This is a genomic window from Pseudooceanicola nitratireducens (assembly GCF_900109195.1).
In the GTDB taxonomy this organism is placed as follows: Bacteria; Pseudomonadota; Alphaproteobacteria; order Rhodobacterales; family Rhodobacteraceae; genus Pseudooceanicola; species Pseudooceanicola nitratireducens.
The window spans coordinates 308,264-322,624 of the sequence record NZ_FNZG01000004.1 but is presented as its reverse complement, the minus strand read 5'-3'; the positions used below and the strand labels follow the sequence as shown (position 1 = coordinate 322,624).

General features: G+C 57.5%; 12 protein-coding genes, 1 tRNA gene and 1 pseudogene. 9 read left to right on the top strand and 5 right to left on the bottom strand.

The window, feature by feature from the left end; translation table 11 throughout:
- Positions 1 to 10: 10 nt before the first annotated feature.
- Genes BMX99_RS16225 through mads1 form a run of 3 tightly spaced genes read right to left on the bottom strand, consistent with a single transcriptional unit; the run spans position 11 to position 4,194 of the window.
- Complete coding sequence (locus tag BMX99_RS16225) at positions 11 to 784, bottom strand: DUF4391 domain-containing protein (protein WP_093454234.1); 774 nt, start codon at positions 782 to 784, stop codon at positions 11 to 13.
- A complete protein-coding gene (locus tag BMX99_RS16220) occupies positions 781 to 4,005 on the bottom strand; it encodes an SNF2-related protein (protein WP_093454231.1) in 3,225 nt (1,074 codons plus the stop codon). Before BMX99_RS16220 ends, BMX99_RS16225 begins: the two co-directional genes overlap by 4 nt.
- Entirely contained in the window at positions 4,006 to 4,194 is a 189-nt protein-coding gene (mads1, locus tag BMX99_RS16215; RefSeq protein WP_093454227.1) for a methylation-associated defense system helix-turn-helix domain-containing protein MAD1, read from the bottom strand.
- Between the two features lie 933 nt (positions 4,195 to 5,127).
- Here mads1 and BMX99_RS16210 point away from each other — a divergent pair.
- The 5 genes from BMX99_RS16210 to BMX99_RS16190 all read left to right on the top strand — a co-directional run bounded on the left by BMX99_RS16210 (position 5,128) and on the right by BMX99_RS16190 (position 9,635).
- Positions 5,128 to 5,778 (top strand): hypothetical protein, encoded by a 651-nt coding sequence (locus tag BMX99_RS16210; protein ID WP_093454223.1) that lies wholly within the window; start codon positions 5,128 to 5,130, stop codon positions 5,776 to 5,778.
- A gap of 3 nt (positions 5,779 to 5,781) precedes the next feature.
- Positions 5,782 to 6,477, top strand: coding sequence for a hypothetical protein (locus tag BMX99_RS16205; protein WP_093454220.1), 696 nt, complete (start codon positions 5,782 to 5,784; stop codon positions 6,475 to 6,477).
- A 63-nt stretch (positions 6,478 to 6,540) separates the two neighbouring features.
- Entirely contained in the window at positions 6,541 to 7,665 is a 1,125-nt protein-coding gene (locus tag BMX99_RS16200; protein WP_170848771.1) for a VWA domain-containing protein, read from the top strand.
- Positions 7,662 to 9,209, top strand: a complete 1,548-nt coding sequence (locus BMX99_RS16195) for a type IV secretory system conjugative DNA transfer family protein (protein WP_093454214.1) — start codon at positions 7,662 to 7,664, stop codon at positions 9,207 to 9,209. The genes BMX99_RS16200 and BMX99_RS16195 overlap by 4 nt, the downstream gene beginning before the upstream one ends.
- Before the next feature lie 3 nt (positions 9,210 to 9,212).
- Complete coding sequence (locus tag BMX99_RS16190; RefSeq protein WP_093454211.1) at positions 9,213 to 9,635, top strand: hypothetical protein; 423 nt, start codon at positions 9,213 to 9,215, stop codon at positions 9,633 to 9,635.
- A 71-nt stretch (positions 9,636 to 9,706) separates the two neighbouring features.
- On the opposite strand, the gene BMX99_RS16185 is transcribed toward BMX99_RS16190, so the two are convergent.
- On the bottom strand, positions 9,707 to 10,096 hold the full coding sequence (locus BMX99_RS16185; RefSeq protein WP_093454208.1) for a hypothetical protein: 390 nt from the start codon (positions 10,094 to 10,096) through the stop codon (positions 9,707 to 9,709).
- A gap of 233 nt (positions 10,097 to 10,329) precedes the next feature.
- On the opposite strand from BMX99_RS16185, the gene BMX99_RS16180 reads away from it, so the two are divergent.
- The 3 genes and pseudogenes from BMX99_RS16180 to BMX99_RS19905 all read left to right on the top strand — a co-directional run.
- Positions 10,330 to 10,986 carry a hypothetical protein gene (locus BMX99_RS16180; RefSeq protein ID WP_093454205.1) on the top strand — a complete coding sequence of 219 codons (657 nt, stop codon included), beginning with the start codon at positions 10,330 to 10,332 and terminating at the stop codon, positions 10,984 to 10,986.
- A complete protein-coding gene (locus BMX99_RS19520) occupies positions 10,983 to 11,699 on the top strand; it encodes a hypothetical protein (RefSeq protein ID WP_139199571.1) in 717 nt (238 codons plus the stop codon). Before BMX99_RS16180 ends, BMX99_RS19520 begins: the two co-directional genes overlap by 4 nt.
- Positions 11,700 to 11,726: 27 nt before the next feature.
- Positions 11,727 to 12,752 (top strand): annotated as a pseudogene (locus BMX99_RS19905) (recombinase family protein); the annotation flags it as partial.
- A gap of 511 nt (positions 12,753 to 13,263) precedes the next feature.
- Here the strand turns inward: BMX99_RS19905 and BMX99_RS19770 are convergent.
- Positions 13,264 to 13,347, bottom strand: a tRNA-Tyr gene (locus BMX99_RS19770).
- Positions 13,348 to 13,506: 159 nt separating this feature from the next.
- Between BMX99_RS19770 and rlmB the strand changes: the two genes are divergently transcribed.
- On the top strand, positions 13,507 to 14,289 hold the full coding sequence (gene rlmB / locus BMX99_RS16165) for a 23S rRNA (guanosine(2251)-2'-O)-methyltransferase RlmB (RefSeq protein ID WP_093454418.1): 783 nt from the start codon (positions 13,507 to 13,509) through the stop codon (positions 14,287 to 14,289).
- Positions 14,290 to 14,361 lie beyond the last annotated feature (72 nt).

Sequence of the window (14,361 nt, the reverse complement as noted above, 5' to 3'; positions counted from 1 at the left end):
TACTCTTTCCTCAAATTTCTTTTCGAATAGCTTCGATGCTATCACTGAGTTGCTTGATACGGGTGTTCAGATTGACCTGTGTCCCCAAGTTTTTCTCTTTCTTCAGTTTGTTGCGGGTTTCGTTCCGCTCCTGATGAAGTTTTTCCATCTTCCGTAGCGCCTCTAGACGGTCCGCCTTCGGTTTTGTCGTCTCACTCGGCGGTGCGTACTGTCCTGAGTGTGCTGCGCAGTTGAGCGCTACGATCCTATCTACCGCGCCCTGATAGAAATCGTAGAGATTGCGGTAGCTAAAGTTGGCCGCGCGGAAATCCGACAGGAAGGCGTCTTGTGGGGCGCTCGGTGCGGATGTGTCGATCCAGCCAGTGTCGTAGCTCGCCTCGACCACGATCTTGTTTACATCGGCGCGGTTGATCCGTTTGTCAGCGGCGTGGATGGCCATGTGTTGTCCTCGCACGAAGACGATCAAGATCGGGTACGGGATCGCCTTCTGGATGGCTGAGGCAATCCGGGCATGCCGCTCAATAGCGGTGAGCACGACCTGGAGAACGGCGATCTCCAGATACTCATGTGTGTCGTCTTCGAGCTTTGGTATGTTGATGGTGGACGGCTTGAGCGTGTAGCTCCAGTCAATCCCCTCGATATCCTCGACAAAGGCCTTCTTGTCAGCCGCGACAAGCTGCCCATGCTCATAGAACTGCTTCTTGAACAACCGCTTGCCGAGGGAGCAGGCCTCGGGCAATCCCAAGTTCGTGTAGAAGTCCTCGATGCTGCGGACGTCGCTCATGGCGCGTTCACCACCATATAGCTGATGACCTCGAAGTCCTCCATGCCCTGAAAGCTCTCCTTGGTAAGGTTCGTGCCGCCGCGCGAGAAGAGGCTCTCGACTCCCTTCTCTTCGGACTTGCCTATGATGCTGCTGACGGCCGCCTCCAACAGGCCGCGGTAGTGGCTCATGTCCTTGCCGTTCTTGGTGATGGCGTTCATTCGGGCGATGGCGGCGGTGTCTGGTTGCCGTTTGCCGTGCCCGTGCTTCTTGAGTACGTCTAGTATCTTCTTCGACTGCACAAAGTTCAGGTTCACCTGGCCGTCATCGGTAACATAGGTCAGGTAATACGGAGCGAGGGCATAACCGTCTTCGCGGTTCACGGGCTTGCCGACATTTTTCAGGCAGAAGACAACTCCGGGCGGCAAGCCGTCGAGCTTCAAGCCAGCGTCGAGCGATGCAGCGGCTAAGAGCCCTGTCGGTGCTTGTTCCAGCTCACCAAGATGCTCTTTCATAAATTCGGACAAGTCCATTCGGAAGTCGTTCAAAGTCAGGTCCGTGATCGAGACCCCACCTGACATTTCCTCCAGATCGACCACCGTGTTCTGGAGTTGATGGAGCTGCTTGCGACGATATTCCAGATCGTTCATGCCGCCAGCAGCGTCCTGTTCGATGACGTTTTCTTCGCCAGTCGCCGAGATGTCGAGAAGGACCATCCTGCCACTGACACGCGCTTCAAGGTTGATGTACTCGTCCAGCTCCATGTTCGGCCAGAAGTTCGCCAGTTGGATAGCCTTGTTCTTTGATCCCAAACGGTCGATGCGGCCAAAGCGCTGGATGATCCGAACAGGGTTCCAGTGAATGTCGTAGTTCACCAGATAGTCGCAGTCCTGAAGGTTCTGGCCCTCTGAAATGCAGTCGGTCGCAATAAGAAGGTCGATCTCTTCGGTTGCGGCTTCATCGATTTTGGCGCGCTCTTTTGAGACTGGCGAGAAGGAGGCTAGCAGGCTGTCGAAGTTGCTGCTTTGACCGGGAAGGTTCGTCTTGTTTGTACCGCTGCCAGTGATCTGAGCTGAATAGACGCCGAGCTCCGTGCGTGCCCATTCGGCTATATTTTCGTATAGATAGCCAGCGGTGTCTGAGAATGCCGTGAAGACGATGATCTTTCGGTTCCCGTCATTGATCGGGTTCTTGCATTTGTGAGCGATCAGCTCCCGCAAGGCGCGAAGCTTTGCATCTCTGCTGGCTTCGATCTTCTGCGCCTCGTCCAAAAGCGCTGCCAGCTTGGCACGGTCATCTTCCAAATCCTGTCGCCAGCGATGCTCGTCCATATCCTTGATGAGCACCTTGACCTTGCGCCCAATCAGGAAATCTTCGAATTCCGGCGAGTCCGTTTCGATATCCTCAATGCCGAGCTCTTCGATGTCTGAGGCGCTGTGGCTCTCAAGCTTTTCGAGAAGCATCTCGACCTCGGCCAAAAGCTTGCCAAGAGTTAGGCCAAACGAGTGGATCGAGCTTTCCATGCGTTTGAGCAAGTTGACACGCATCAGGTGGATCAGGCTTTGCTCGCGGTCCACCTGGCGGAAGACGGAGGCCCCGTCCTTCACCTTCACATCGTACTTGCGACTATACTCTTCACGCTTGTCAGCACGGACGTATTTTAGCGGCGAGTAAGCGCTCAGGTTCAGCTTGCGAATGGTCCTGTTGATCTCTCGGAGCGGCGGGAACTGATCCTGCGTGTCGATATCGGCCTTAATGTTGATGGGTTGTAGTCTCTCAGGGAATGATCCGATCTCGCTGATGTCGTAGTACTTCTCGATGTGCTTGCGCGAACGCGCGATGGTCAGCAGATCGAGAAGCTTGAAATAGTCGAAGTTCATGGTGTCCAGCAGGGCCTCGACCTTGCGCTCATGATCTTCCAGCCTTAGCCAGTTGTTGAAGCGAGTCTGAGCCTTTCGAAGGGTTTCTTCGATGCTTCCAATGCCGAAGTCGCCATAGGCGCTATCGATACCTTCAGTGATGAACGCGACCTGGTTCTTCAGGTCGTTCATCCTGTTGTTTACAGGCGTGGCGGATAGCATGAGGACTTTGGTCTTCACGCCCGAACGGATGATCCCATCCATAAGGCGGGAGTAGCGAGTGAGGCCTTCTTTGGCAGAGCTGGAGTTGCGGAAGTTGTGGGACTCATCGATCACCACGAGGTCGTAGTTACCCCAATTCAGTGTCTCCAAGTTGATCTCGCCCGAGCGCCCCTGCAACCGCGTAAGGTCCGTATGGTTCAAGACATCGTAGTTGAAGCGATCAGCCGCCAGTAGGTTGCGCTTGTCGTTGACAGTGTAGACTGTCCAGTTGTCCCGCAGTTTCTTCGGGCAAAGAACTAGCACGCGATCATTGCGAAGCTCATAGTATTTGATAACGGCCAAGGATTCGAAAGTTTTGCCGAGACCCACACTATCAGCAATGATGCAACCGTTGTATTTTTCGAGCTTGTCGATAGCTCCCAGAACGCCGTCGCGCTGGAATTTGTAGAGCTTGTTCCAGACTATTGTGTCCTTGAAGCCTGTTTTGGATTTGATGATGTTCTCTTCGTCAATGTCTTCAAGGAAGTCCTTGAACAGGTTGTAGAGCGTCAGGAAGTAAACAAATTCGGGCGACTGGTCAGCGCTGAGGCGTTCAAGCTGCTTGAGCAACAGGTTTTTGGAATCTTCCGTGGCTTGAGGGTCGCGCCAGATTCCCTCGAACCAGTCCAACATTGCTGACGTGCTGGGCGCATCCGTTGCGCACATGTTCATGTGGAAACGATTGGACTCTGAATAGCCAAGACCCGTGCTAGTGAACGTGGAACTTCCTTGAATTGCGACAGCGTTTCCATCAGCGCTGTTTGCCAGCATGAGGTTCTGACCAAACGATTGAGGTGAGCGTGCTGTTCGGACCTCGGCTTTCTCGGCAAGCCACTTGGAGCACTCTTTCGCAATCTGCATTTGGTTGAGCTGGTTCTTGAAGCGTAGCTCAAAGTCGTCACCTTCGAGCATCGGGAAGGTGACAACATCATCCCCGTTATTGTTGGATGAGGTTGGAAAAAGCAGAAAGCGTGCGCCGTCAACGGATTTGAGTTCTTTCTTGAGGGCCTCAAAGCCGTAGATAGAGAACAATCCCGACATGACGGAAAGCTTGGTTCCAGTCGAAAGGTGCTTCCTCAGCTCGTCACCAACTTTTCCGTTTTTCTTGTTATCAAGAAGCATTTAATCGCTCTTCCCGCCACTCTTCAGTCGTTCGTCAATCCAGGCGTCGATCTCCTGCTTCCTAAAGCGCCACGCCCCGCCGACTTTAAAGCCGGGGATTTCTCCATCGGCAGTCAGACGGTAGGCGGTTTTTTCGGTGATCTTCAAATAAGAGGCGACTTCCTTTATGGTCATTATGTCAGTGTCCATCGAGCGCCTCGGAATTTCTCTGCCCGTCTGAGAAAATACAGGAAGAAACGGAAAACCACAACCCTGGTGTGTGTCGGTCCTCTGGTCGTGCTTCGTTCGGTGCAGGTGGAGAAGTCACGTTCTCCAAGCCCTGCGAGCTGGGTTTAGGGGCGGCGATAGGCCCTATGATCGGGTTCAGCGCCGATGCGATGACGGCATCCAATCCGCGCAGGGTTGGTCAGGGCTCCAATGGGGCTCGAAGGCCCCGTGGTCGATGGGATGGTTCCGAGGCAAGGGCAGCTATGAAATGCTTCCTTCCTGGTCTCGATGAAGTCGTCTCCATGAAATGGTCATGGGGGTATTGGTGGGAGCAGGAACGCTCCCCTGATTGGTGATCAAAAGGGCAGCCGTTTGTGCATGGTTCGGTGCAGGTGGAGAGGCACGTCTCCGAGGCCTGCGAGTGGTTCCAAGGGGCGCGATAGCCCCATGGTCTTCCTGAAAGGATCGATGGGTGCAGGGAGAGCGAAGTCTCCCGCGAGTGGTTGATCGGCGATACGATCTATGGCTCTGAAAGGGGTTCAATGCCCAGGAAGAGCCACTGGCCGGGGGGATGCAACGGGGGCGCGCAGCGGGTCCCCTTGCCAAGCTGTTTTGTACTACAAAACACAGCTTGCGGTCCGACTTAACTCAGCCGTTGGTCTCATGGGGCGGGCATGTATTACAAGCCTTTCGGCAGCACCAAAAACACCATGCTGGAGCTATATCGAACCGTTTGAATGCCTAGGTGATCCCTCCGTTCGAAAAAAGCGCTGGCTATGCTTTTCGATTCTACACTCGTCACTATATCTCATGAAGGGATTGAAACCATTCGGTTAATTCGAATCTGTTTCCGATCCACGTCTTTCTGAATTCATAGAAGTCAGGGCCTTCTCTTCTTTGATGTGAGGCAGGGCGGTGCTCGCCGCTCTGCAACGCAACCTGATGAGAAAGCACCCGATGAAAAATCTCCGCCCGAACCTCCCGCCAGAGGCTTACCTACCTGGGGGCAGCGGCCTCCGCATTAAAGCTGTCGCCGTTTTCGGCCTCACAGCACTTCTAGAGTTCTCGATGCTAGTGATGCTGGCCTCGACCTATGCCGAGACCATGGGTCTCGCCTCCAAGCAGTATCTTTGTGACCTGCCAGGCGTCGGCCCTTTGTTCTGCATCATCGATGAGGACATGACCGTCTCGCACTTGCTGGCGTACCTGCTGGCCACGTTCTCCGTCGCCGTCCCAATCATGATCTGGAGCGCGGTTCTGGATGAAGACATCCACGAGGACCCGAGGGGCTGGCTCGCTAGCCCGATGAACCGCGTGAAGGCTGGCGTGGCTGGCATTGTATATGCCTCGGTGATCGCGCTCGAAGTCGTGAATTTGTTCACGCTGATCGCGCAGGAAACTGCGGCTGGTCCTTTCCCAGGCCCACAAGACCAAGCTCCGATGATGGATTTCCTCGCCCAAAACCAAGGGCTTGGCATCTTTGTCGCTCTGCTCATCGCAATGGTGAATACGGTCCTCGCACTGCTCACCGTCCGCGCCTCCCGCAACCTTGTCCAGAAAGGCTGACCTATGCTTGCCCAACTTCTCAAGTCTACCATCCTCGCTGTCGCATTCGCCCTACAATTCTCACTCCCCGCCAATGCGTGGGGTGATGAAGAAGAAGCGCCGACATTCTTTGTCGTCATAGAAAACGGCGGGGTTGTCACAGACCCCGAAGGCCAGACCGAAGCGGCTCGGCTTACCTTGAGCGAGCTGACCGATCTGCGCCGCAGACGGGCAACGCGGGACGCGACGATCCACATCATCACGTCCAGCAATCCGACCGAGATCACCTGGTCGGGCTCGCCCGAGCAGCTGTACGAACAAGGGGCGCATGTGATGGAGGCCATCGCCATCCGTCCGACCTGCTCGGATTTGACGCTATCGTGGGAACAGGTGCGCACGACCGTGCGCATCACTCGGCCCAGCGATCTGAGGCTCCTGCATATCGGGCCTTTCATCCATGCGGGGTATCCGTGTGACCAAGGCGACGGGCTGATCACACTGCCGCAGGCCGTTCCTGCCGAAGTGCAACTCGGCAGCTTGGCGATGGATGCAAGTTTCTTGCGCATCCTGAACGTCCACGCCGATCAGGACGAGATGGTTCTGGAACATCTGGAAAGCGCGGGCGCTTTGGAACGCGTGGCATCGGGCGAACTCAACTTCGATCTGATGGACAGAGCGCGCACCAAGGCTGGCCTTGGCCAAGTTCTGGGGAGGGACTGAGCCATGTGTGTACGCTCTTTCCTATTGTCTTCGGCGCTGTCCTCAATCCTTGCCAGCGGCGCGATGGCCGACAACCCCGTGCGTATCGATGACGCGCGAGGGGGCGGTGTTCCTGCCACCATCGGCCTACAAGAACAAGGCGGAGGCGGCATTGTCCGCCTCACGCTTGCCCCGCGCGTTGATCCTGGCGCGGGCGGCGATGTCACGCTGCAACGCTGGCAGGACTTTGCAGGCGAAGTCCTGCTCAGTGTCCGAACCGATCCCGCGCTCGTGCCAACAGACCGCGTGCTGGAGATGGTGAACTCGATCATCATGACCGATGACTTCGGCGCGGTGATCGAAGGTGGTTACGATATCAACGTAGAGCACGATATCGTGCTGGCCGTCTCGGACGGCTCGGCAGAAATCACGCATGTTTCTGCTGATGGTAAAGGCCTCGTCATTACGGCGCTTATCCGTGATGGCGCAGGTAATCTGATCGATCCTCCGCAAGGAACGCTCGCTCTGTATAGAACAGGCGGCGAGCGGCTCTGCTTCGAAGAAGAAGTCGTGCAGGTTCGCGGTAGCACGCCCGTGCCGCTTACCGCGAGTGTACCTGCCGATCCGAACAACCGTCTTCCGATGAACTTTGTCATCTTGCTGGATCGTTCCGGCTCGATGATGAACGTCATGGATGATGTGAAAGCGGCGGCGCAGGCCTTCGTGGATGATCTGCCCGACAACGCCACTTGCGCGGTCGGGGCGTTCGCTGATGAGGGCGGCAGCTTCGAGCCGTCCGAAGGGCTCGGAGTTGGCCAGTGCATTGCCTCCAACTTCCCGATGCACGGGGTGGAGGCAGGCGGCGGAACGGACCTGTTCGCCCCCCTCAAGGTCACGTATGAGTGGCTGGCCGAAGAAAGGGCTGGCCAGCAAAGCGCGGTCATCATCATCACAGATGGGGCTGTCAACAGGCAGACCGATTTGGCGCATGTCGTCCGCGATCTCAAAGGCGATGCGCTGACCTTCGTTTACTTCCTGGGTGGGCGCGAAGAGCGATATCTTCGCTCTCTCGCGGACAGCTACCTCACCCATGAAGGCGATCTAGCCGATCAACTGCCGCGCTACTTCGAAGTTTTGAGCGAGACCTATTCGAGCCAGACGGTCCTGCGGCAGGTGGCCTGCGGCCTTAGTGAAAGCGCGCAGCCATGAGCTGGCGCGATTTCAAAAAAGAGCAGGATCAGCGGCGTCTCTGGAGCTTCGATCCAGACAGCCATGGCTCTGCGAGGTGGGCGGATAGCGCCCACCTCACCGCACGGGGCTACGGTCCCGATGGTCGCCATACCCTTGGTTATCTGCCTGCAAGAGATGCCAAGGGCCGCGCTGTTCCCGTTACCTATGACGGGGATCGCCATGAGTTGATCGTCGCGCCGACGCGCGGCGGCAAGGGCGTCTCGGGCGCGATCCCTCGGCTTCTGGAGCATCCCGGCAGCGTCATTGTGCTCGACATCAAGGACGGTGAGCTTGCCCTGATCACCGCCAAATACAGGCGCGATGTTCTTGGCCAAAAGCTCATCCTGATCGATCCGATGGATGTCGTTGCCAGCAAGCTCGGGCTCACCAGCTCGTCCTTCAATCCATGTGCCCGCATCCAGCCTTTCGGCGATGATGCCTTTGACGATGCCATGCTTGCCGCCGATAGCCTGGTCATCCCTGACGGCGGGGCGGAGTCACATTGGTCGGGCGAAGCGGCCAGCATGATTGCAGGCCTTCTGCTTCATGCCGCCGAACATGGCACGGCCAGTCTCAAGGGTGTGCGCCAAACCTTGAATGCCAGCCGCGATGACTTCCGCGCGACCATCGATCAAATGCTGGCCTCGCCCTTTGAACTGGTCAGGGCTGCTGGCGGGCGGATCGATAACAAGGAAGAGCGCGAGCTCTCGGGGGTAATCTCGACCGCGCAGCGCAACACTCACTTCCTAGAAAGCAGCAGGCTGGCGGATTGCCTGTCTGGTTCGGACTTCGATCCCAAGGATATCGGCGAGAATACCAGCATCTATATCATCTTGCCCGCGCGCCGCATCGCTGTGGCGCGGCGGTTCCTGCGGGTGCTGATCGGCGCGCTGATTGCCAGCGTGACGGCGCTTCCTAAGAGGCCGTCCGTGCCCGTGATGTTCCTGCTGGAAGAAATGGCAACGCTGGATCGTATGTCCATCATCGAGCAAGCGGTCGGCCTGATGGCCGGATTTGGCATGCAGTTTGTCATGGTGGTCCAGGATTTCACCCAACTCAAAGAGCTCTACAAAACCCGTTGGGAGTCTTTCCTCGCCAATAGCGCGTCCATTCAGTGCTTCGGCACGAATGACCGCTTCACGGCGGATTATCTCTCTGCGCTTTGCGGCCAGACCAGTTTGCACCAGCTCAGCCTGGACAGTGCCATCGAGCGCGGGCGGATACTGGGCGATCCCAATTTCCGATCCAGCAGTGATGCCAGCCAGTCTCGCCGTCTCATCACCTCGGATGAGATGATGAGCCTGCATCCATCCGTGCAGGTGGTGGCGCTTGCCGCTGCCCGTCCGATGATCGGTTACAGGCCCGTCTACTTCCTGGAGAAGCGCTTCCGCGATAGGCGCGGCAAGCCGCTCTACAGCATTCATCCAAGCCGCCTCGGCCAGCCGATTACGCGGAGCGTGGATTTCACTGCGCCCGGTCTCGCGCTTGGCGCAATGCTCGGCGACTACTTGAGTGTAGGGTAAGCCATGGGAAAATTTGCCATTCTGACATGCGCCAACATGGTCTTCGGCTATGCCGCGCTCGTCATTGTCCTGCGGGGCGTGATCAATCTACCGCTCTTCCATGCGTACTTCGCGCAAGCAATCGGGCTCTTGGGACCGATCCCGCTGCTCATCACGGCGGTTTGGAGTTCGGTCCTTCTCTGGCAGGTGCGCCAGGTCTCGAACTTGCGCATTGTCGATCTGCCCGATGTCTCGGACGCACTGGCGCGGGGGCAGCATGATCCTATCCGCTTGGCGAGCGATGCCCCCGCTGCGCCTGAACTTCTGTCGCGCGGCCTTGTATGGCTTGCGATTTTCGCAATGCCGATCTGGCTCGGCTGGCCGCTGCCGATCCTCTGGCCCGCGATGCTCTACGGGCTTTGGGCGCTGATCCGCTGGGCGCTCTGATAGCCAAAAAGAAAAAGCCCCGAAGCGAGTGCGTCGCTTCGGGGCTTGTCTTGTCGTCGGGGCAGCTGGTCTTAAGCGGCGATGTTTAAACCTGCACCATGCAGGCGGCAGTAGCATTCGATCAAACGCAAGCGATCATAGGTGACTGGTCTCGGGTAGCGTTTCGGCATCGTCCCGCACGGCGCGGCTTCGAGGACGTATGCCATCCAGCGGTTGCAGACATCTGGGAACATGTCTGTGACTTCGGGGTGACGGAAGGGGCGCTGATCGGGGTAGTAGAGCCGCCCGTCATAGTCCTCGATTTCGGCCAGAACGCGCCGCCAAGCGGCGTAGGAGCCGACTTCTTCGTGCATGGCGCGGGCTGGAAGCCAGATGCGCTCTCTGTAGAGTTTGCGGTTGGCGATGTGGTGATCGGCCAAAACGATGATCTTGTCGTCCTTTGTGCTGATGGATGGGGTCATGGTTAGCTTTCTTTTTCTATGGGGTCATGGGGTGGTTTCCGTTGTGCTTTGATGTCGGCATCGTTCTACATGGGTCCTCTTTCTTCCGGCAGGGGCTCTTGCCCGTGCTGGGGTAGATGTGGGAGGTTTCCGAAGAATTTCAGATTCGGGGCTAAGATACGGGGTTAGATGAAAACGTGATCTATCTTTTTTATCAGTATGTTGCGACGATATTATTGAACGAAAAATGAGTCATGAAAAACCGCTACTGCATAGGCTCCAAGCTTCCCGAGGCGACCTTCCGCGCGCTCGTGCGGGCCTACTTCACAGGTAAGAATACCGAAGATGCCGCCAAGAGAACCAAGACCAGCCATGCCACGGTCAAGAACCTCTACCGCCGCATCACGTACCGCCTGATCGATGATCTGGAAATCTTCAGCTTCCACCGCGAGTTACTGACCGACTGCTTCGAGACGGGAGGGCGGCGTGTGGAAACCCTCAAGCGCTGCCTCTGGCAATGCCCTGGCGACAAGGGCTATGGCGACTTGCCTGATCGCGATACCTGCGCCGAATGTCCCTTCGCCGCCGAATTCAGGGAAGGCATGCAGTACGACCACGCTGCGCTAGCCATGTTTTTCGAACGCCGTTCGCTTGCGCCTCTGAACTCTTTCAGTTTCGTCAACCGCGCCGCCTACATATTTTCACAGCACCGAGTGTTCTATGGCTCCCATGATGCACGCCGACGCGACGCGGCACACTTCATTGCGCGGCTCAAGAAAAGACCACTCGGTTCGGCGGGATCAAAGGAGCAGATCGCAGATCGCTATGTGAACCTAAGGGGCACGCGACCCCTTTGGTACGTTACCACGCACGGCGAGGCCTACTACCTGCCGGACCACGACATGATGTGAGTAATCGCTTCGCATCCGTTTCCGATTTGTCGCTGCCGCGCATCGCGGCCAGCGTCAAACGGCAATGCCTTGGATGGCCAAGTTTTCATCATCGAACAACGATGATGGGAAGATCAATGCCGAGAAAACGAACACGCGCTGCGAAGCAAGTCTCACCGCAAGTTTGCGGGAAGCGCATAAATTATGCTAAGCTAAAAGAAGATAAAGAATTCAAAGAGCCACGCTCTTTGTCTAAGCGTCCCGAGGTTGACAACACTCAGGACCAACATCTCAACAGATCGGCTGAAGAGCATCAGGGGCAATGTTTAACTGACGCCCCTGTGCGTCCTATCGCGCCTATGCGCAGATGGGCAGGTGTTTTGATGAGTACGAATGGTTTTGAAAATGCGCCGGATTTGGCCAGCGCTCTTGGGATTGCCCTCAAAAACAACGGCAAATCCAGCTTTCGGATCGATTACGAACGCTACCGCGCATTCTTCGATGATCAGACGATCAGCGATGATCATAAAGATCAACTGATCGAGATGCTGTTCACGATAGGACATGCGTTTTATGACGCTGGTTTTGCTTATGAGTTTGCCAACGTGGATTCAAGCCAAGCCTGTGGAAAACATGAGGAAACTCAGGATGACTCTGCCGCTTGCGGCCAAGGTGTGCTAAGCTCGCCAGACATCACCCTGAGAGAACAGTTCAACCTGTGCGCGGCTGAGTAGACGGCCTCGCGAAGAGAAGGAGGAGTCATGAATCATGTAGGAACAAGATCGGACACGCAGACCAAGGCGCTGATCTATTGCCGCGTCTCGGACAAGAAGCAAAAGACCCAAGGCCACGGCCTTGAAAGTCAGGAACACCGCTGCCGCAAGTATGCGCAAGATCGCGGCTACGAAGTCGAGATGGTCTTCCCTGATGACATCACTGGCGGCGTGGACTTCATGAAGCGCCCAGGCATGCGCGCCATGCTGGCCTATCTCGACGCGAAGAACGAAGACAATTACGTGGTCATCTTCGATGATCCGAAGCGTTTCGCCCGCCATACTGAATTCCACCTCAAGCTTCGCCGCGAATTCGCGCAGCGCGGGGCGCGGGTCGAATGCCTGAACTTCACATTCGAAGACACGCCCGAAGGGCTGTTCGTTGAAACTGTGATCGCCGCACAAGGCCAGCTTGAGCGCGAACAAAACCGCCGTCAGGTCATCCAGAAGATGACCGCCCGCGTTGAGAAGGGCTACTACGTCTTTCATCCGCCAATCGGCTACAAATACGAGCGCGTTGCTGCGCATGGGAAGATTCTCGTGCCGAACGAGCCAATCGCCTCCATCATCCGCGAGGCGCTGGAAGGATTCGCCGATGGACGCTTCACCTCCCAAGTCGAAGTAAAGCGCTTCCTTGAGGGCAAGCCAGACTTCCCGAAGAGCGGCAAGAGCGGCTACGTCCACCCCACGAAGGTGCGCGACATGCTGGAGCGCTCCGTCTACGCTGGTTGCGTGGAAGCGCCGAATTGGGGCGTAACCCTGCGCAAAGGGCATCATGAGGCCCTAATCAGCTTCTCGACCTACGAACGTATCCAGGCGCGTCTCAAAGGCACGCTGAACGCGCCAGCCCGCAAAGATATCAATCAGGACTTCCCGCTGCGTGGATTCGTCCTGTGCGATGATTGTGGGGAGCCGATGACCTCTTGCTGGTCGAAGGGCCGCAATCAGCTCTATCCTTACTATCTGTGCGACACGCCGAGTTGCGACTCCAAGCGCAAGTCGATCCGCCGCGCCGATATCGAGGAAGGGGCAGAAGCTCTCCTGCGTAGCCTGCAACCCGCTGCGCAGCTCTTCAAGCTCGCGAAGGCGATCTTCACCGATATCTGGGAGATGCGCCGCGCTGACGCCCTTGGGGCGCAGAAAGCTCTGGAAGCACAGTTAAATGACACCAGCAAGCAGATCGATAATCTGCTCGACCGTATCATGAACTCGTCCAGCCCGTCCGTGATCGGGGCGTATGAAAAGCGTATCGAAGAGCTGGAACGCGAGAAAATCAGACTGGCAGAACGGGCCGAGTCGGCGGTGCCGAGCGAAGTACGCCTGAGCGAATTTATCGAACCGGCCATGACGTTTCTGGCAAGCCCTTGGAATATTTATAAAAATGGTAACTTCGCCCTCAAGAGGACGGTGCTCAAACTGGCCTTTGCTGAGCCACTAAGGTATAGCAGGAATGAGGGTTATCGAACCGCTGAAACCACCTTTCCTTTCAAGGTGTTAGCGGATTTTTCATCCCTAAAGTGCGGGATGGTGGGCGACCCTGGAATCGAACCAGGCATGGGTCTCCCCGGCGGAGTTACAGTCCGCTGCCGCACCTTGCAGCTCGTCGCCCGATCTTGGCTGGCCGATGGCCCCGCGTTGATCGTGAGGGGGTGATTACTAAGCAGCCCCAAGGGCGTCAACAGGAAATTCCGCCCTCCTCTCGCTTTGTTCGGGCGGGGGTGCTAGGGCAGGCGCACCAAACCCGGAATGCGCAGTGGCGGAGGCCAAGATGAAAAAGCCCAAGTGGGTCGTCGAGAAGGAACGCAGCAAGAAGGCCGCGGCGGATGAAACCGTCTGGCTTTTTGGTCTGCATGCGGTCCGGGACGCGCTGATGAACCCCGCGCGCGAGAAACTGCGCCTGATTGTGACCAAGAACGCGGGCGACAAGCTGGCCGATGCCATCGCCGAGGCCGGGATCGAGCCTGAAATGGCCGATCCGCGCAAGTTTACCGCGCCGATAGATCCGCAGTCGGTGCACCAGGGGGCCGCGCTTGAGGTCAAGCCGCTGGACTGGGGGCAGGTCGCCGACCGCTGCCTGGGCGACGGGCAAAACCCTCCGCGCGTCGTCTTGCTGGACAGGGTGACCGATCCGCACAACGTGGGGGCGATTCTCCGCTCGGCCGAGGTCTTCGGGGCCGTGGCCGTCATTGGCATGCGCCACCACGCCGCGCCCGAGACCGGCGCCCTTGCCAAGACCGCCAGCGGCGCGCTGGAGCGCCAGCCCTATCTGCGGGTGCGCAACCTGGCCGACACCATGGAAGAGCTGCGGGCCATGGGCTACATCGTGCTGGGCCTCGACGGTGAGGCCGAGATCACGCTGGAAGAGGCGGTGGAGGGCAAGCTGGACCGCCCGATCGCGCTGGTGCTTGGGGCCGAGGGGCCGGGGCTGCGACCCAAGACCAAGGACACCTGCGATCACCTGGTGCGGATCGACTTTGCCGGCAGCTTCGGGTCGCTGAACGTGTCGAACGCTGCCGCCGTCGCGCTTTACGCGGCGCGGGCGCGGGGGTGAACAGGGGCTGAGAGGGCCCTGCAAAGGTCTGTCAGCCCCGCAGGGTACGCCCGCAATAGGGCCCCGTAAAAT